Annotated in this window: 15 protein-coding genes and 1 tRNA gene; 12 read left to right on the top strand and 4 right to left on the bottom strand. The window is 42.0% G+C overall.

Annotated elements, in window-relative coordinates; translation table 11 throughout:
* Nucleotides 1–48 precede the first annotated feature (48 nt).
* The 3 genes from JIG41_RS08895 to JIG41_RS08885 form a co-directional block, all read right to left on the bottom strand.
* Nucleotides 49–1,878, bottom strand: coding sequence for a DEAD/DEAH box helicase (locus JIG41_RS08895; protein ID WP_036969910.1), 1,830 nt, complete (start codon nucleotides 1,876–1,878; stop codon nucleotides 49–51).
* 147 nt (nucleotides 1,879–2,025) lie between these two features.
* On the bottom strand, nucleotides 2,026–2,289 hold the full coding sequence (locus JIG41_RS08890; RefSeq protein WP_036969909.1) for a GrxA family glutaredoxin: 264 nt from the start codon (nucleotides 2,287–2,289) through the stop codon (nucleotides 2,026–2,028).
* 117 nt (nucleotides 2,290–2,406) lie between these two features.
* Complete coding sequence (locus tag JIG41_RS08885) at nucleotides 2,407–2,886, bottom strand: TlpA disulfide reductase family protein (protein WP_249406633.1); 480 nt, start codon at nucleotides 2,884–2,886, stop codon at nucleotides 2,407–2,409.
* A 307-nt stretch (nucleotides 2,887–3,193) separates the two neighbouring features.
* On the opposite strand from JIG41_RS08885, the gene JIG41_RS08880 reads away from it, so the two are divergent.
* Entirely contained in the window at nucleotides 3,194–3,640 is a 447-nt protein-coding gene (locus tag JIG41_RS08880) for an Hsp20 family protein (RefSeq protein WP_036971655.1), read from the top strand.
* Nucleotides 3,641–3,712: 72 nt separating this feature from the next.
* Here JIG41_RS08880 and JIG41_RS08875 read toward each other — a convergent pair whose 3' ends face one another.
* The gene (locus JIG41_RS08875; protein WP_065978790.1) at nucleotides 3,713–5,272 is read right to left on the bottom strand and encodes a cryptochrome/photolyase family protein; all 1,560 of its coding nucleotides are present in this window, start codon (nucleotides 5,270–5,272) and stop codon (nucleotides 3,713–3,715) included.
* Between the two features lie 110 nt (nucleotides 5,273–5,382).
* Between JIG41_RS08875 and JIG41_RS08870 the strand changes: the two genes are divergently transcribed.
* From JIG41_RS08870 to JIG41_RS08820, 11 genes are all read left to right on the top strand, one after another.
* Nucleotides 5,383–6,162 carry a hypothetical protein gene (locus JIG41_RS08870; RefSeq protein WP_199524577.1) on the top strand — a complete coding sequence of 260 codons (780 nt, stop codon included), beginning with the start codon at nucleotides 5,383–5,385 and terminating at the stop codon, nucleotides 6,160–6,162.
* Between the two features lie 725 nt (nucleotides 6,163–6,887).
* Nucleotides 6,888–6,964 (top strand) — tRNA-Met (locus tag JIG41_RS08865).
* A 293-nt stretch (nucleotides 6,965–7,257) separates the two neighbouring features.
* Nucleotides 7,258–7,713, top strand: a complete 456-nt coding sequence (rimP, locus tag JIG41_RS08860) for a ribosome maturation factor RimP (protein WP_036969905.1) — start codon at nucleotides 7,258–7,260, stop codon at nucleotides 7,711–7,713.
* Between the two features lie 38 nt (nucleotides 7,714–7,751).
* Entirely contained in the window at nucleotides 7,752–9,251 is a 1,500-nt protein-coding gene (gene nusA, locus JIG41_RS08855) for a transcription termination factor NusA (protein WP_065978792.1), read from the top strand.
* A gap of 25 nt (nucleotides 9,252–9,276) precedes the next feature.
* Nucleotides 9,277–11,934 carry a translation initiation factor IF-2 gene (gene infB / locus JIG41_RS08850; protein WP_065978793.1) on the top strand — a complete coding sequence of 886 codons (2,658 nt, stop codon included), beginning with the start codon at nucleotides 9,277–9,279 and terminating at the stop codon, nucleotides 11,932–11,934.
* A gap of 110 nt (nucleotides 11,935–12,044) precedes the next feature.
* Nucleotides 12,045–12,449 (top strand): 30S ribosome-binding factor RbfA, encoded by a 405-nt coding sequence (rbfA, locus tag JIG41_RS08845; protein ID WP_036969898.1) that lies wholly within the window; start codon nucleotides 12,045–12,047, stop codon nucleotides 12,447–12,449.
* Nucleotides 12,449–13,393: a tRNA pseudouridine(55) synthase TruB gene (gene truB / locus JIG41_RS08840; RefSeq protein ID WP_199524576.1), complete on the top strand. Its 945-nt coding sequence runs from the start codon at nucleotides 12,449–12,451 to the stop codon at nucleotides 13,391–13,393. The genes rbfA and truB overlap by 1 nt, the downstream gene beginning before the upstream one ends.
* Before the next feature lie 108 nt (nucleotides 13,394–13,501).
* Nucleotides 13,502–13,771 carry a 30S ribosomal protein S15 gene (gene rpsO / locus JIG41_RS08835; protein ID WP_036969894.1) on the top strand — a complete coding sequence of 90 codons (270 nt, stop codon included), beginning with the start codon at nucleotides 13,502–13,504 and terminating at the stop codon, nucleotides 13,769–13,771.
* Between the two features lie 258 nt (nucleotides 13,772–14,029).
* Entirely contained in the window at nucleotides 14,030–16,162 is a 2,133-nt protein-coding gene (gene pnp, locus JIG41_RS08830; protein ID WP_036969884.1) for a polyribonucleotide nucleotidyltransferase, read from the top strand.
* 125 nt (nucleotides 16,163–16,287) lie between these two features.
* Nucleotides 16,288–17,166: a lipoprotein NlpI gene (gene nlpI, locus JIG41_RS08825; protein WP_036969883.1), complete on the top strand. Its 879-nt coding sequence runs from the start codon at nucleotides 16,288–16,290 to the stop codon at nucleotides 17,164–17,166.
* Nucleotides 17,167–17,197: 31 nt separating this feature from the next.
* Nucleotides 17,198–18,352 carry a hypothetical protein gene (locus JIG41_RS08820; protein WP_199524575.1) on the top strand — a complete coding sequence of 385 codons (1,155 nt, stop codon included), beginning with the start codon at nucleotides 17,198–17,200 and terminating at the stop codon, nucleotides 18,350–18,352.
* Nucleotides 18,353–18,416 lie beyond the last annotated feature (64 nt).

Here is an 18,416-nt window from a genome sequence, read left to right as displayed (position 1 = left end):
CCTTGTCACTCTCATGACAAGGTTTTTTTAGTCGTTAGCTTTAAACGCTTAGTTTGCTGTGAAGCTTACTGGACGACGCTCTTTACGAGGGCCGCTACGTTTTTCACCACGGTCTTTGTCTTTGAAGCTACGCTTTTTATCACTGCGCTCACCTGCTGGGCGTTCGCTGCGCTCTGGGCGCTCAGAAGCGGCTTCAGCTTTGGTGAGTGTCATTCCCATTGGGCGTTTACAAATAAACACTTTTTGGAAGTGATCAAGCACATCTTTAGGCATGTTTTGCGGTAATTGTACCGTACTGTGACTGTCGTGCAGACGAATGTCACCAATAAACTTGCTTGAGATATCTGCTTCGTTAGCAATCGCACCAACGATATTTTTAACTTGTACACCGTGCTCACGGCCTACTTCGATACGGTATGTATCCATAGGACCCATGCTGCGGCTGTTACGTTCACGCGGCTCACGCGGTTTACGTTCGCGAGCAGGGCGATCACCACGGTCAGCACGTTCGTTACGACGGCGATCACCACCGCGTTCTGTACGTTCGCCACGCGGTTGAACTTTAACTTCTTCAACCTTGATTGGTGATTGTTGCTGCGCTAAACACAGTAAGGCACCTGCTAAGTCTTCGAAGCTTAGTTCAAGCTTTTCAGCCATGTTGGCCGCTACTTGGTTAAAGAACGTGATGTCTTTATTTTCAAGTGCAATAGTCAACTTGTCTTGCAATGCTTTGATGCGTTTTTCTTCAACAACTTTCGCTGTTGGTAAATCTACTTGTGCAATTTCAGACTTCGTATGACGAATGATATTTTTAAGTAAATAACGCTCGTTGTGTTTTACGAAAAGAATCGCTTTACCTGAACGACCCGCACGACCTGTACGGCCAATACGGTGAACGTAGGCTTCAGAGTCTTGTGGAATATCGTAGTTAATTACCAAGCTTAAACGGTCAACATCTAGACCACGTGCTGCAACGTCGGTTGCAATTACGATATCAAGTAAACCACTTTTCAAACGCTCTACAGTGCGTTCACGTGCTTGTTGGTTCATGTCACCATTAAGTGGTGCGGCAGAGAAACCTTCGCGCTCAAGTAATTCAGCTAATTGAACTGTGTCATTACGTGTACGTACGAAAACAATCGCACCATCGTATTCTTCAGCTTCTAAGAAGCGCACGATCGCTTTGTTTTTGTGTACGTGTGCATTCCAAAATACTTGTTCAACAGTCGATACTGTTGAGTTACGCGCTGAAATATGAACTTGCTCAGGCTCGTTCATGTATTTGCTGCTGATATTTTGGATTTGCTTAGGCATGGTTGCAGAGAAAAGACATGTTTGCTTTTCACGCGGTGTTTTTTCCATGATGCTTTCTACATCATCAATGAAACCCATGCGTAACATTTCGTCCGCTTCATCAAGAACAAGGGCTTGTAAGCTCTCGAATTTGATTGTGCCACGGTTAATGTGGTCGATTAAGCGGCCTGGCGTTGCAACAATGATTTGCGCGCCACGACGAAGTGCACTTAATTGGATGCTGTAGCTTTGGCCACCATAAAGGGCTAAAACTTCTACACCACGAGTATGCTTAGCATATTGTTCGAATGCCTCAGCTACTTGGATCGCAAGTTCACGCGTAGGCGTTAGAACAAGGATCTGTGGCTGTTTCACAGACGGGTCAATATTATTTAGTAATGGCAGTGCAAATGCTGCTGTTTTACCTGTACCCGTTTGCGCTAGTCCCAGTACGTCCTTTCTTTCTAGCAATAACGGTATACATTGAGCTTGGATTTCAGATGGAGTCTTGTAACCTAGCTCTTCAACTGCTTTTAAAATTGCAGGAGAAAGATTTAAAGATTCAAACGTGACTGGTTCTGACATTAATACGCCTCAACGAATTTAAAGAGGCGCGCATTGTATAGGAAATACAATGCAATTGCTTGTATAAATTACAACTAATTTGTATGTGGTTGATGTTGGTCATAATTTAATCAGTTGTAATTTACCAAAATCAACCATGTTTACAATTTATTGATATAACCCTAAATTTTCTTTAGCGTATGCTTCGAATTCTGTGAAGCCACCAATGTGAGTTTGGTCAATAAAAATTTGTGGAACGGTTGGGCAAGGTTTGCCAGCAGACTTTTCTAAATCTGCTTTGCTGATACCTTCTTTAATGATATCGATGTAGCGAAATTTAAAATCCTCACGCTCGTTCGCTAGTTTTTCTGCTACGTCTTTTGCGCGTACACAGTATGGACAGCCCTCACGGCCAAAAATTACAGTCAACATATCGCTCTCCTCGATGTAAGTGTGTTGGTCTGGTTATCATATTAACGAATTAGATTCATAAAAACAGTGCATAAAATCGATTACTCTATTCTGTTTTTTCTCTGAGTGCCTCTTAAGTCACTTTCGTGTTCGTATGCGCAGCCCAAGTTCTGTGGAATACCCCATAGAATGAGCTGTAATCGCGAGTTGCTCATTAATAACATAATACGTTGGGTAGGCACTGACTTTGTAATCTTGTCCTGTATACCGCGTCCCTAATAAAACGGGCATCGTTAAGTCTAGTGAATCTGTAAACTGCGTTATCTCGTCAATATTTTCATAATCAAGGGCAATGGCAACCGCGTTCAGTTCGCCTTGTTGATAGGCTTTTTCGAGATTAGGCATACTGTAGCGACAAATACTGCACCAAGGGGCAAAAAAATACAGCACTGTGTTTGTGCCTTTTAAATCGGCAATGGTGACGCGTTGCTGTGGGTTGTCGAGTGTCGCTAAATTGAAATAGGGGGCGGGAGTGTGGTCTGTTGGTAATAAATTTCGTTGCTGAAATAGCGTAACGGCATACAAGATGATAGCCATCAACAGCAGGTTTTTAGTCAAAGCGACTATTTTTTTTAAAACTGAGGGTATTTTTTTCATTTTTATTTTGTACGTGCTTAGCCCTTTAAAATCAACTTATTAAGACCAGAATAAGCCTCAATAAATTTCAAAAAGAGAAAAAAATTGCAATTTTTTTTGTAAAAAATCTTGAAAAGATTTTGCTTGCCCATAAATCGTTTAGTGAGGACGCCTGATGGGTCCCAAACAAACCAAAGTAATTGAAATTTATATAATTAATTTAACTTTGTTAGCACTTGTTCAAAAGAAGAGTACTAACAAAATATCGCTTAAATATGAGGATATTATTATGCGTACAGTAGACTTATCACCACTTTATCGTTCATTCATTGGCTTCGATCATTTAGCATCATTAATGGATGCGGCAGCACGCACAGACAAGCAGCCAAGTTTTCCTCCATACAACATCGAAGCATTAGATAAAGACAAATACCGTATCACTATGGCCGTTGCCGGTTTTAGTGAAAGTGAACTGACCATTGAGTCAGAAAACAATACATTAAAAGTCAGCGGCACAAAAGCTGACAAAGAAGACAATGCAGAGCGTAAGTTTATCCATCAAGGAATTGCTGAGCGCAACTTTGAACGTAAGTTCCAACTAGGTGACCACGTTAAAGTACTCGGTGCAGACCTTGAAAATGGACTTTTAAGCATTGATTTACAACGTGAAATTCCTGAAGCACTCAAACCACGTAAAATTGAAATTGGCAGTGGTAAATTGCTTGAGAATAAGTAATTAAGCTGTAATCAGCATTGTTTCCCCTTGTTATTTGTTAGAAGTAGGCCGCCTCATTTGAGGCGGCCTTTTTTATAATTTCTCTAAATTATCGACGCACCACTTTGCGCGTTTGAGAGTGGCTTGTTGCTGCGATTCGTCTTGTTTATACCAGGTGTTATAAATCATGCCTATACGCGGATTTTTGCTAAGCAATTGTTCGTGCTCTAACATGAAGTTCCAATATAAACTATTGAAAGGGCACGCATCATCGGTGGCTTTTTCTTTCACGTTGTAATGGCAATCCTTACAATAGTCACTCATTTTATTAATGTAATTACCGCTTGCGGCATACGGTTTAGTGGCAATTAAGCCGCCGTCTGCAAATTGACTCATGCCGCGAGTGTTGGGCATTTCAACCCATTCGATAGCATCAATATAAATACCTAAATACCAAGCATCGACTTCATTTGGGTTTATGGCTGTAAGCAAACAAAAGTTACCCGTTATCATCAAACGTTGAATATGATGAGCATAGGCGGTGTCTAAACTTTGCTTAATTGCATGGTGCATACATTTCATTTTAGTGTTTGCGTGCCAAAAATAGTCGGGCAGGGCACGCTTTGCGTCAAGGGCATTTTTGTTGGCGTAGTCAGGCATATTTTGCCAGTAAATACCACGCACATATTCGCGCCAGCCCAGAATTTGTCTAATGAATCCTTCAACTTGGGCAATATCAATTTTTTGCTGTTGTTGTTCAAAGGCCTCAATCACGCGCTTAATAACCTGCATTGGGTGCAGCATTTTAGTGTTGAGAGCAAACGACAAGCGGCTGTGATATAACGACCATTGGTGCTCAGATTGACAGGTCATCGCATCTTGAAATTGCCCAAAGTGAACTAACAAATGATCGCAAAAAAAATCAAGAAGCTGCTTTGCTTCATAACGTGTTGTTGGCCAAAGTATCGAATGATTGCACTCTCCAAATGTCGTTATGTTATGTTTTTTTATGCGTGAAAGAATGTCCTTAACATCGTGCCCAAAGCACAATGGTTCAGGAATTGCGTTGAGATCATGTTGTTTTAACTTGTTTCTATTTTGTTGATCAAAGTTCCACTTGCCTCCGACCGGTTCATTGTTTTCGTCCATTAATATATTAAATCGTTTACGCATTGCGCGATAAAAGAATTCCATTTTTACATGCTTGTCTTTTTTAAAGTGTTGGCATATATCATTAAAGGGAAGTAAAAAATGCTCTGTGTCGTATGCGTTAATCGTACACTCACTGTTTTCTGAGAATGCCTGTAATTGCTGTTTGAGTCGGTATTCATCGGGATACTGGTATTCAATGCGTTTACATTGGTAGTGTTTCGCTAAACGAGTAAGAAGGGCGGGTAATGATTCGTCATCTTTTGTGTCATCTAAGGTAAGATGTAGCACATTAAACCCCGCGCTTTTGAGCGCCTTTGCAAAGTGTTCCATTGCTAAGAAAAAGGCGGCAATTTTTTGTGTATGATGTTTTACGTAATCGGTTTCTTGTTTTAGCTCAGCGATGACATAGAGAGTGGTGTGCTGATCTTCGTCTTTATACCAGCTGTGGCTAGCATTGAGTTGATCGCCAAAAATAAATCGCAAAGTAGAGTAATGCACAATAGTAAACCCATGATAATTGATTTAAATTACTACGTAATACCGCTGAATTTAGATCGTGTTGGCCCACAACATGCTTACAGAAACACAGGATAAACAACAGGGACGATATTATGAAACCACGCTTCTTTACTTTATTTACACTGGTTTTTTTAGGGGTCACTTTGAGCAAGGCGGCCAACGCGGCAATTTATCAATGTGAAAAAAATGGCATTGTTGAGTTTAGCCAACAACCTTGCGGCAAAGATGCAAAGTTGATCACCGTTAAAGAGCAAAACCCCACATTATTAGGCTCGCCAAAACCTGTTTCTGAATCAAGCGATGTAACAGCAGAGATTGATAACTATATTCGATTAAAGCAAATAGACGCCAAAATTGCAGAACACAATAATAAAATAGACTCTTACTCAGAACGGATGAACAATGAAATTGCGGCATTAAGCAGTCAAGCCGATGCGCAACTGCACAATTTGGTCGGAGCAAAAAAAGAAGCCGCCATAGCTAAACAGATGTCTGCCGTTTCAGAACGTTATAATTTATTGATCAACAATGAGCAGCGTAATATAGACAGGTTAAGCACAGAAAAAAGCCAGTTAGTTTTGCAAAGTAACGATACAGAACAGAATGAAATTGACCATTTTATTCGTAGTGAACAGATTAAACGTGAAATCGCAGAGCACAAAGACAAAATTGACCGTTATCATGTTGAGCTAAATCAACAGATTAAGCGCCTTGAGCAACAAGCCTCTACCAGACCGACTAATCTAGTCGATGCGAGTAGCGACCAGGCTTTATCAGACAAAATGTCTGCGGTGACCAGTAAATTTAATACTCTCATTGCTGTTGAGCAGCGCCAAATCGATAGATTGAATAATGAACTTACTCAACATTAATTAGTGTCAGCCCTCAACTACGAACTAAGTCGAGTAGCGCAACGTGTATTGATTGAAATCACATTACTGTAAGCAAACAAATAGCTTTTAACAATGTTGGAAAATATACGAATTGCCTGTGACCACGCTTGTTTTAGGTGGCTGTTTAAGCCTCTTTGCTGGGACTCCAGCGTGTCGAAAAATGCGTCACACAAATGGTCTATATCGTGACTTGATACATTCAAAAAGCTTAGGTTGTTTGCTATATATTGAATGAAAGGCATCACCAAAGGTAAGTCATCAAGGTGTGACACAACCTTATTAAGCGCACAAAATAGTATATAGCTTCGTTTGCTTACACTCTCTTCGCTTGGCATCGTCATTGTTAGATTACGCTGGCTCAAATTGTGGTAAAAGGTGTGCGTAAATTGATGGAAATCAGGTTTTAGCAATTCAACATTCTGTTGTAAAAGCCTTTTTTGAAAAATAGATAGACTCATAGGAAAATCGCTTAATAGCCAACACTATAGTTTGTTCTTCTTATAGTGTTAACTATAGACCTATTTTTCCGGAAATAGGAAATTTTATGACAAGGTTGTCATTATTTTTTTTCGTAAAAAATTGTCCAACTAATTCATGCCCGAAGGTTGCTAATTGAGCGCTACATGCTTATAATAGCCGCCATTGACTTGATGTGCTTGCCACTCAAGCAAACGATATTAAGTAATTTACTTGATATCCATTGGCGCGGGATGGAGCAGCCTGGTAGCTCGTCGGGCTCATAACCCGAAGGTCGTCGGTTCAAATCCGGCTCCCGCAACCAAATTCATGTTAAAACATCGTAAGTTGTCTTTAACATGCACAGTAATTTTTTACTGTATGAAGTCGCGCATTCTGGGTAATGCGCGTTTTGCGTTTAGGCTATTTAGTTTAATTTAGTCAGGTAATTGACCGCAACCAAGCTTGGCCCTAGGCCACACAGTTTTATGCTTTAGGTGTGACGCCCCGCTTGGTTCGGGGCGTTGTTGTATCTGATCTAGCATGATTTTATGAATCATTATTAAACTCAGTATTTCAGGGCTATATGCCCTTTTTTTGTTTGTATGGAGGATTTTCGTGACAAAACTTGAGCAAGATTTAGTAGCCATGCTCTCACCAGCCGTTGAAATGTTAGGCTTTGAGTTACATGGTCTTGAGTTTGTGCAAGCTGGTCGCCACTCTACATTACGTGTTTACATCGATCATGATGCAGGGATCACGGTAGACAATTGTGCCGACGTAAGTCGTCAAGTTAGCGCAATCTTAGATGTCGAAGACCCAATTACAAACGAATACGATTTGGAAGTGTCGTCTCCTGGTGTTGATCGTCCATTATTCAAACAAGATCACTACGAGAAGGCACAAGGAGAAGAAGTACGCGTGCGTACTAAGCTTCCACAAGATGGTCGCCGTAATTTTAAAGGCGATTTAGTATCAGTTAGCAGTGATATGATCACACTTTCAGCAGATGGGACTGAGCATATGATTATGCTAAGTAACATTGAACGTGCGAACATCATCGCAAAGTTTTAATTCGAGTGCGAAGGAATAGGGCAAGCGAGGCATAACCCATGGCAAAAGAAATATTATTGGTTGCTGAAGCCGTCTCCAATGAGAAAGCGGTTCCAAAAGAAAAGATTTTTGAAGCGTTAGAGTTCGCATTAGCGACTGCAACAAAGAAAAAACACGATGGTGAAATTGACGTTCGCGTATCAATTGACCGTAAAACAGGTAATTACGATACATTCCGTCGCTGGAAAATCGCTCCTGTGCAAGAAGATGGTTCACTTGAGCACCCGTATAGCGAAATCACGCTTGAAGCGGCACAAGTTGAAGACCCTGAATTGCAAATGGGTGATTACGTAGAAGAACAAATTGAGTCAATTAAGTTTGACCGTATTACAACACAAATGGCTAAGCAAGTTATCGTACAAAAAGTACGTGAAGCTGAGCGTGCACTTGTTGTTGAAGAATACAAAGACCAACAAGGTGAGTTAGTAACGGGTGTTGTTAAAAAAGCAACGCGTGATGCTATCGTACTTGACCTTGGTAACAATGCAGAAGCGGTTATTTACCGTGATGACATGCTACCGCGTGAAAACTTCCGTCCGGGCGACCGTATTCGTGGTCTTCTTTACGAAGTTAAACCTGAAGCGCGTGGCGCACAGTTATTCGTAACGCGTTCTAAGCCTGAAATGCTCATGGAGCTATTCCGCATTGAGGTGCCAGAAATTGGCGAAGAAATGATTGAATTACGTGCAGCAGCGCGTGATCCAGGTTCACGTGCGAAAATCGCTGTTAAGTCAAATGACAAACGTATTGACCCAGTAGGTGCCTGTGTAGGTATGCGTGGTGCGCGTGTTCAAGCGGTGTCTACTGAACTTGGTGGTGAGCGTGTTGATATCGTACTTTACGATGATAACCCAGCGCAATTCGTAATTAACGCGATGGCACCTGCTGAGGTAGCATCTATCGTGATGGACGAAGACACACACTCAATGGATATCGCTGTTGAAGCTGATAACCTAGCGCAAGCAATTGGTCGAAATGGTCAAAACGTTCGTCTTGCTAGCCAGTTAACTGGCTGGGAATTAAACGTAATGACGGTTGATGAAATGCGTGCGAAAAATGAAGCTGAGTCAGACAAGTTAATCAACTTATTTACTGAGTACCTAGATATCGATGATGAGTTTGCAACATTACTAATCAACGAAGGTTTCTCAACCCTTGAAGAAGTTGCTTACGTACCAGCATCAGAGTTTTTAGAAATTGATGGCTTAGACGAAGAAACAGTTGATGTTTTACGTTCACGTGCGAAAGACGCACTGACAACCAAAGCACTTAAAACTGAAGAAAGCCTAGAAGGTGCAGAACCTGCAGAGGACTTATTAGCCCTTGAAGGTTTAGAGCGTCACCTTGCATTCGTTATGGCAAGTAAAGGTGTTATAACATTAGAAGATTTAGCCGAGCAAGGTATCGACGAGTTAGTTGATATCACTGAGCTTTCAGAAGAAGAAGCTGGCAAACTAATTATGGCTGCGCGTAACATTTGTTGGTTCGCAGACGAGTAATTTATTAACGGAGGTATTACACACTATGGCAGAAGTAAATGTTGAAAAACTAGCCGGAGATATTGGTACAACTGTTGATAAGTTACTACAGCAGCTTGAGCAAGCCGGTATTTCTAAAAAAGCAGGTGATATGGTGAGCGAGGCTGAAAAGTCAACGTTACTTGATCACCTTAGCAAGCAGCATGGCGGCACGGGCTCGGAAGGCCCTGCTCGCATGACTTTGCAACGTAAAAGCAAGAGCACACTGAGTGTGACTGGCTCTACAGGTAAAGCAAAGTCTGTACAAGTAGAAGTACGTAAAACACGTACTTATGTTAAGAAAAGCGCCATTGAGCAACAGCAAGAAGAAGAGCGTTTAGCTGCAGAAGAAGCTGCACGTAAAGCAGCAGAGCTTAAAGCCCAGCAAGAAGCTGAGGAGCTAAAAGCGAAACAAGAGGCAGAACGTAAAGCGAAAGAAGAAGCTGAGCGTAAAGCCAAAGAAGAGGCTAAACGCAAAGCTGAAGCTGAGCGTAAAGCGAAACAGAAGCAGATGACCCCAGAACAAAGTGCTAAGTCTGAAAAAGATCGCGCCGAAGCTGAGCGTCTGCAAAAAGAAGCAGAAGAGGCCGCATTGAGAAAAGCTGAAGAAGAAGCGAAACGTCAAGCAGAAGAGGCAAGAAAGCTAGCTGAAGAAAATGAAGCTCGCTGGAAGAAAGAAGAAGAAGAGCGTAAGCAGCGTGAAGAAAGCGCTGATCACCACCTTACGACTTCAACTTATGCACGTGAAGCAGAAGATGAGTCTGATGCTCGTGAAGAGCAAACTGCTCGCCGTGCTAAGAAAAAGAAAAAAGGTCCAGCAAAAGAAAAATTTGTTGCACCTAAAGGTAAAAAAGGCAAGCTTAAAGCGCCTACATCGTTACAGCATGGTTTCCAAAAACCAACCGCAGACGTTAAAAATGAAGTTCGTATCAGTGAAACTATCACTGTTGCTGAACTTGCATCGCGTATGGCTGTTAAAGGTGCCGAAGTTGTTAAAACAATGATGAAAATGGGTGACATGGTTACCATCAACCAAGTGATCGACCAAGAAACAGCACAGCTTGTTGCTGAAGAAATGGGACATAAGGTTATCATTGTTAAAGAAAATGAATTAGAAGAGAAAGTGCTAAACGACCGTAACGAAGAAGGCAAAGCGCTTCCTCGTGCGCCGGTTGTGACAGTAATGGGTCACGTTGACCATGGTAAAACGTCAACACTTGACTACATTCGTTCAGCGAAAGTGGCATCAGGTGAAGCGGGTGGTATCACTCAGCACATTGGTGCTTATCATGTTGAAACAAATGGCAACATGATCACGTTCTTAGACACACCAGGTCACGCCGCATTTACCTCAATGCGTGCTCGTGGTGCAAAAGCCACTGATATCGTAATCCTTGTTGTTGCAGCAGATGATGGTGTAATGCCACAAACTAAAGAAGCGGTTCAGCATGCGCGTGCAGCTGGTGTGCCTCTAATCATTGCTGTAAACAAAATGGACAAAGAAGGCGCAGATCCAGATCGCGTTAAAAACGAATTAGCACAGCTAGACGTTATTCCTGAAGAGTGGGGTGGCGACACGCAATTCGTCCATATCTCTGCAAAAACAGGTTTAGGCATTGATGACTTACTTGAAGCGGTATTAATGCAAGCTGAGATCTTAGAACTAACTGCACCATCAGAAGGGATGGCTGCGGGTGTTGTAATCGAATCACGCTTAGATAAAGGCCGTGGTCCAGTTGCATCTATCTTAGTTCAGTCTGGTACGCTTAACCAAGGCGATATCGTACTATGTGGCCTTGAATACGGCCGTGTACGTGCAATGAAAGATGAGAACGGTAAAGACATTAAGTCTGCTGGCCCATCTATTCCTGTAGAGATTCTAGGTCTTTCTGGTATCCCTGCTGCAGGTGATGAAGCAACGGTGGTTAAAGACGAGCGTAAAGCCCGTGAAGTTGCTTTATATCGTCAAGGTAAGTTCCGTGAAGTGAAACTAGCGCGTCAACAAAAAGCGAAGCTTGAAAACATGTTTACTAACATGACTGAAGGCGATGTTTCTGAAGTTAACGTGGTACTTAAAGCGGACGTACAAGGTTCAATTGAAGCAATTGCTGATTCATTAACTAAACTATCTACTGATGAAGTTAAAGTGAAGATTGTTGGTTCAGGCGTAGGTGGTATCACCGAAACTGACGCAACACTTGCAGCAGCCTCTAATGCAATCGTTGTAGGCTTTAACGTTCGTGCCGATGCATCAGCACGTAAAGTGATTGAATCAGAAAACCTAGACCTACGTTACTACAGCGTAATCTACAGCCTGATCGAAGAAGTTAAACAAGCCATGTCTGGTATGCTTGCACCAGAATTTAAGCAAGAGATCATTGGTCTTGCTGAAGTTCGTGACGTGTTTAAGTCACCTAAGATTGGTGCTATCGCAGGTTGTATGGTGACCGAAGGTATCGTTAAGCGTAGCGCACCTATCCGTGTACTTCGTGATAACGTGGTTATCTATGAAGGTGAGCTTGAATCATTACGTCGCTTTAAAGATGACGTAGCTGAAGTTCGTAACGGTATGGAATGTGGTATCGGCGTTAAGAACTATAACGATGTTAAAGTTGGCGACCAAATCGAGGTGTTCGAGACGGTTGAAGTACAACGTTCACTTTAATTTCGTCTAAGTCACTATTATAAATGGGGGCTAAGCCCCCATTTGTGTATTCGTAATTAAATTAACTTATTTATATACATCAATAAGTTATAATTTTAGAGTGAAGTATAATGAGAGAATTTTCTCGCACTGATCGTGTTGCACAGCAAATTCAAAAAGAGATTGCTGTTATTCTTCAACGCGAAATTAAAGACCCGCGCTTAGGTATGGTAACGGTGTCTGCAGTTGAGGTATCTCGCGATCTTTCGTACGCAAAAGTATTTATTACAGTATTCAATACTGATGATGAAGATAAAGCCAAGCAGAGCGCTAAAATCCTGAATGAAGCAACGGGTTATATTCGTTCTTTATTAGGTAAACGCATTCGTGCGCGCATTATGCCAGAGTTACGTTTTGTCATTGATAACTCACTGATGGAAGGTATGCGTATTTCAAATTTAGTGGACTCGGTTATTCGTGAAGATAATGCAAAGCATGTCAACGAAGATGATAGCGAAGAAGGCACTAAAGACTAATGGCTAGACGCAGTAAAGGCCGTGCAATTGACGGCATTTTATTACTTAACAAGCCGAAAGGTATCTCGTCTAATAAAGCATTGCAGCAAGCAAAGGGCATTTACTTTGCACAGAAGGCCGGGCACACCGGCGCGCTCGATCCGCTTGCAACAGGCATGCTGCCGATTTGTTTTGGTGAAGCAACTAAGTTTACCCAGTTTTTGTTAGACACGGACAAAACGTATGTCGTACGCGCTAAACTTGGGGAACGTACAACCACCTCAGATTCGGATGGCGAAGTTGTTGAAACGCGTCCAGTAGCGGTAACTCGTGCTCAACTCGAGCAAGAGATCGCAAGTTTTTTAGGTGAGTCGGACCAATACCCATCAATGTACTCAGCATTAAAATATCAAGGCCAGCCTTTATATAAATATGCACGCGAGGGCATTGAGGTACCGCGTAAATGCCGAAAAATTAATGTGTTTAGTTTAACGCTTGATGAGTTTGATGAAGCAAATAACGAAGTGCAAATGACCGCCCATGTATCGAAAGGGACGTATATTCGCACTATTGTGGATGACCTTGGTGAAAAGTTAGGGTGTGGCGCACACGTTATTATGTTGCACCGAAGTGCTGTTGGTCATTATCCGAGTGATAAAATGGTGACGCTTGAGCAACTTGAAGAAAAATTGCAACAAGCTAAAGCCGATGACGTTGCACCGTCTACTTATTTAGATGCGCTTTTGTTACCCATGGATACCGCGTTGGTTGACTTACCTGTGATTGAAATTAGTAAAGAACAAGGTATGGCATTTAGCCATGGTCAAACCGTGGTGATTGGTAAGCCCGTGCCTGATGGTGTGGTGAAAGTAATGGCTGATGGTATATTCATTGGCACAGGCGAGCGTCATAAAGACGGTCACCTAAAATCAAAGCGTGGTTTATCGAATCAACTGCCTGAGTAAAGATTACCTTGTAGTTATTGCTAAAGCTGGTAGAATACGCCCGCTCAATCGTTTTGGCTGAATTAGTGATCGGCTAAGACACAATTTAAATTAATTTTTGGAGTTACTATGTCACTAAGCAATCAAGAAAAAGTTGAAATCATTGCTAAATTTGCACGCGCTGAAGGCGACACTGGTTCACCTGAAGTACAAGTTGCACTTCTAACGTTCGATATCAACAAGCTTCAAGGTCACTTTGCTGATCACAAGCACGATTTCCACTCACGTCGTGGTCTTCTTCGCAAAGTAAGCCAACGCCGTAAACTGCTTGATTACCTTAAAGGTAAAGACATTGCACGTTACACTGCGTTAATCCAAGAGCTTGGCCTACGTCGCTAAGAACTAGATTACGAGAAAAGGGGCTATATAGCCCCTTTTTTTGTGCGCGTATGAAAGGTATACTAGCGCACAACTTAGTAGCACAGGTTGCTAAGTGTTTGAAAAATCATCATTGCCAATTGTAGTACTTAATTGATTTTACTTAAGGTTAATTAAGTACTGTAATTGGTACTTTGATGGACTATTTTTACCAATTCAGAGATGCAGCCTACGGGCTAATTTTTCTGAGTTGCTTCTACATTTAAAGGACATTTTTAAGTGCAAGCAATTATTAAAGAATTTCAACTAGGTCAACACACTGTGACACTAGAAACAGGTGCTATCGCTCGTCAAGCTGACGGCGCTGTACTTGCAAGCATTGGCGACACTTCAGTACTTGTTACTGTTGTTGGTAAGCGTGATGCACAACCAGGCCAAGACTTTTTCCCACTAACAGTTAACTACCAAGAGCGTATGTACGCAGCGGGTCGTATCCCAGGTGGTTTCCTTAAGCGTGAAGGTCGCCCTAACGATGGCGAAACACTTATTGCACGTTTAATTGACCGTCCAATTCGTCCACTTTTCCCGAATGGCTTCGTAAATGAAGTACAAGTTATCGCGACAGTTGTTTCTGTAAACCCTGAAATCCAACCTGATATGGTTGCAATGATTGGTACATCAGCAGCGCTTGCAATTTCTGGTATTCCATTTAATGGTCCTATCGGTGCATCACGTGTTGGTTTCATCAACGGCGAATACGTTCTAAACCCAACGTTAAAAGAACTTGAAGAAAGCCAACTTGATTTAGTGGTTGCGGGCACAGACAACGCGGTATTAATGGTTGAGTCTGAAGCGAACGTGCTATCTGAAGATGTTATGTTAGGCGCTGTTGTATATGGTCATGAGCAATCTCAGGCTATCATCAACGCAATCAATGAGTTCAAAGCAGAAGCGGGCAAGCCTACATGGGATTGGACTGCACCAGAAAAGAACGTTGCACTTGAAGAGAAAGTAGCTGAACTTGCTGCTGATAAAGTGGGTGAAGCATACCGCATCACTGACAAAGTAGCGCGTAAAGAAGCGTTAGGCGCAGCTAAAGACGCTGTTATTGAAGCGCTTTCTGCTGAGCTTGCTGAAGACGAAACACTTGATACTCAAGAAGTAAGTAAAGTATTTGGTTCTTTAGAGAAGAAAATTGTTCGTGGCCGTATCACTGCCGGTGAAAAACGTATCGATGGTCGTGAACCAGATATGATCCGTGCACTAGACGTAATGACGGGTGTATTACCGCGTACTCACGGTTCTGCTATCTTCACACGTGGTGAAACACAAGCACTTGTTACTGCAACGCTTGGTACAGAACGTGATTCACAGTTAATTGATGATTTAACGGGCACGCACAAAAACCACTTCATGCTTAACTACAATTTCCCTCCGTTCTGCGTAGGTGAAACAGGTTTTGTTGGTTCACCTAAGCGTCGTGAAATCGGCCACGGTAACTTAGCTAAGCGTGGTATCCAAGCTGTAATGCCAACACTAACTGAGTTCCCTTACTCAATCCGTGTTGTATCTGAGATCACCGAGTCTAACGGTTCATCTTCAATGGCGTCTGTATGTGGTACTTCTCTTGCGTTAATGAACGCGGGTGTGCCTATTAAAGCCTCTGTTGCAGGTATTGCGATGGGTCTTGTTAAAGAAGAAGAAAACTTTGTTGTTCTTTCTGACATCTTAGGTGATGAAGATCACTTAGGTGACATGGACTTTAAAGTTGCGGGTACTTCAGACGGTATCACTGCACTTCAAATGGATATCAAAATCGAAGGTATCACACAAGAAATCATGCAAATCGCGCTTAAACAAGCAAAAGCTGCACGTTTACACATCTTAGGTGTAATGGACGAAGCGATTTCTGCTCCTTCTGAAGAGTTATCTCAGTTCGCTCCACGTATCTACACGATGCAAATTCCGGCGAAGAAAATTGCTGAAGTAATTGGTAAAGGTGGCGCAACGATTCGTCAACTTACTGAAGAAACAGGCACAACGATTGAAATCGAAGACGATGGTACAATCAAAATTGCAGCAACTGACGGCATTAGCGCAAATAATGCAATCAAGCGCATTGAGCAATTAACAGCAGAACTTGAAGTAGGCACAATCTACACAGGTAAAGTTGTTCGTATCGTTGATTTTGGTGCATTCGTTAATATCCTTCCGGGTAAAGATGGCCTAGTGCATATTTCTCAAATCAGCACTGAGCGCGTAAACAACGTTACTGATCACTTAAGCGAAGGCCAAGAAGTACAAGTAAAAGTACTTGAGGTTGACCGCCAAGGTCGCGTACGTTTAAGTATCAAAGAAGCGATGGCACCGGCTGCTGAAGAAACAGCAGAAGCGCCTAAAGACGCTGAATAAGGTTTGATTTTCCAGTAATTTACTGGATACAAGAAAAAGGGGCTGTTTAGCCCCTTTTTTTATGCTTTAATGAAACTCAATCGCTTCAACTTTGTCTACAGAGAATTCAGGTATTAAGGACTTTAATGATTTTTAAACACTTAGCATTGACAGCTGTGGCTATTTTTTCTTTAAGTGCATGTCAAACAACTTCTCAGCCTGAGTCAGTCCCTATTGTTAATGTGCCGTTCACCGCACCATTAGCGTCTGATTTTCGAAATGAAATTACCATAGCCCGTTATTCAGAGCTGCTTAATCGCACCGATTTAAGTGCAGAACAACAAGCAAAACTTTATTATGATCGCGGTGTGTTATTTGACAGTTTGGGCATGTCGACATTAGCGCGTATAGACTTTAATCGGGCCATTAAACTAAAGCCTGATTTAGCAGAAGTGTATAACTTTTTAGGTATTCATCACACGCTTATGCAACAGTATGAGCAGGCGTATGAGCTTTTTGACTCGGCGCTGGAACTCAATGAACAGCATGAATATGCTTACTTAAACCGCGGAATTGCGTTGTATTATGGAAATCGTCCATTATTAGCACAAGACGACTTACAGCAGTTTTTAGACCGCTCACCCAGTGACCCTTATCGTGTTTTATGGCTTTACCTAGCACAAGCAGACGCTGACAAGCAGCAAGCGCTGATTGATTTAAAAGCCAATTCACAAGGGGTTGACGAATCCCAATGGGGTTATCAATTACTTGCATTGTATTTAGGCGAAATCAGTGAGTTTGAATTCTTATCAGGTATTATTGAAGGGGTTACTTCTGAGCAAGAGTATGCGCATCGTTTATGCGAGGCGTATTTCTATTTAGCTAAATTACATCAAGCAGCAGGTAATGATTACATTGCGGCTGATTATTTTAGGCTTGCCCTTGCAACAAATGTGCATGAGTTTGTTGAATATAAATATGCGCGTCTAGAGCTTGAGTTAATGGCTGGTGAAGACGCGAGCTAATGTTTACCTGATAGGCGGGTTATTACTGAGCTTGAGCACTCTCTCAAGCTCAGTATCTGACTTCACGCCTTCGTATCTTTATTATTTTAATAAAAATCCAACACGTGCTGTGGCCATTTTCTATTTGGCTCCCACTGTTGTGAGTTCAAACCTTACCCTTGTTGATAATGTTCAATTACGGCAACTCGCTGAACTAGGTGAGTTAGATGCTCATTACCAACTCGCATTACGCTTTCTACAACAAGGTAACCCTGCGGCAGCTAAGCTGTGGTGGCAATCCGAGTTTGATAATTATGCTGTGGACCAGCAACAAGCCTTAGCAGACAACTTGATTGCTCAGCAGCAGTGGCAGTCAATTGAATGGTTGTGGCAAACGAATCGTTTGCCACAAGGCGATGCGAGGCAAGCTTGGTTGTTACGCCAGCGCTCGGATGCAGAGTATATAAAGGCCGATTTTGCAAAACGTCACAATTTTTCATTGTCATTACACACAGTGAGTGTCATGCCACAGTGTAAATTTAATGTGTTGATGTTGACTGATCATCATGCAGGAATTAATGCACTGAAATCATTTAAACGTTTTTACCAAGCTAAACCAGAGCCAGAGAAGAATAGTTTTTGCTTTAGTGAAATTGTCTACGTTGGCGATCAGTTTTCTTGCCGTAATCATGATATGGCAGTTCAGTGTAATTGGGAAAACGCTGTTGCATACAATTGGCCTGCAGGCTTTGACTTTATCGTAATGATGTCAGAGTCGGGCGCGGCAAATGTGGTTGGGGGGATTATGCATATTAATTCTCAACAGAGCTATCAAGTGTTTTTACATGAGCTAATGCACTTTAATGGTTTTGAGGATGAATACCCACTTCCAGAGAAAAAACAGCAGTGGTTGTGTAAACAGCAGGGTAAAGTGGCGCCTAATTTATTCATTGCCAATGATGTATTGCCACCAAGTGGTTGGCAGAAGAGCCGCGCATGCAAGAATTCAATGGCGTATAAACCCAGTCCTAATTGGTCAATTATGCAATACCAAACAATGGCGTTATCACAGCAATACAGACAACTTTGGCAAAAACAAATTAACCAGCCCTTAACAAAGCCGATAAGGTTTATTGATTACTTCACGTTTTTAGGTGTAAAGCCAACGATAACAACAACTTCAAGCTTGGATAAATTTTCTGACTAATCGTAGAATTATTGCTATTTTAACACACAAAGCGGTTAAAAAATGTGCAAATAGGCTGCTCTCC

The sequence above is a fragment of the Pseudoalteromonas sp. bablab_jr011 genome, assembly GCF_016464045.1.
Taxonomy (GTDB): Bacteria; Pseudomonadota; Gammaproteobacteria; order Enterobacterales; family Alteromonadaceae; genus Pseudoalteromonas; species Pseudoalteromonas lipolytica.
This window is presented reverse-complemented; position numbering and strand designations above follow the sequence as displayed.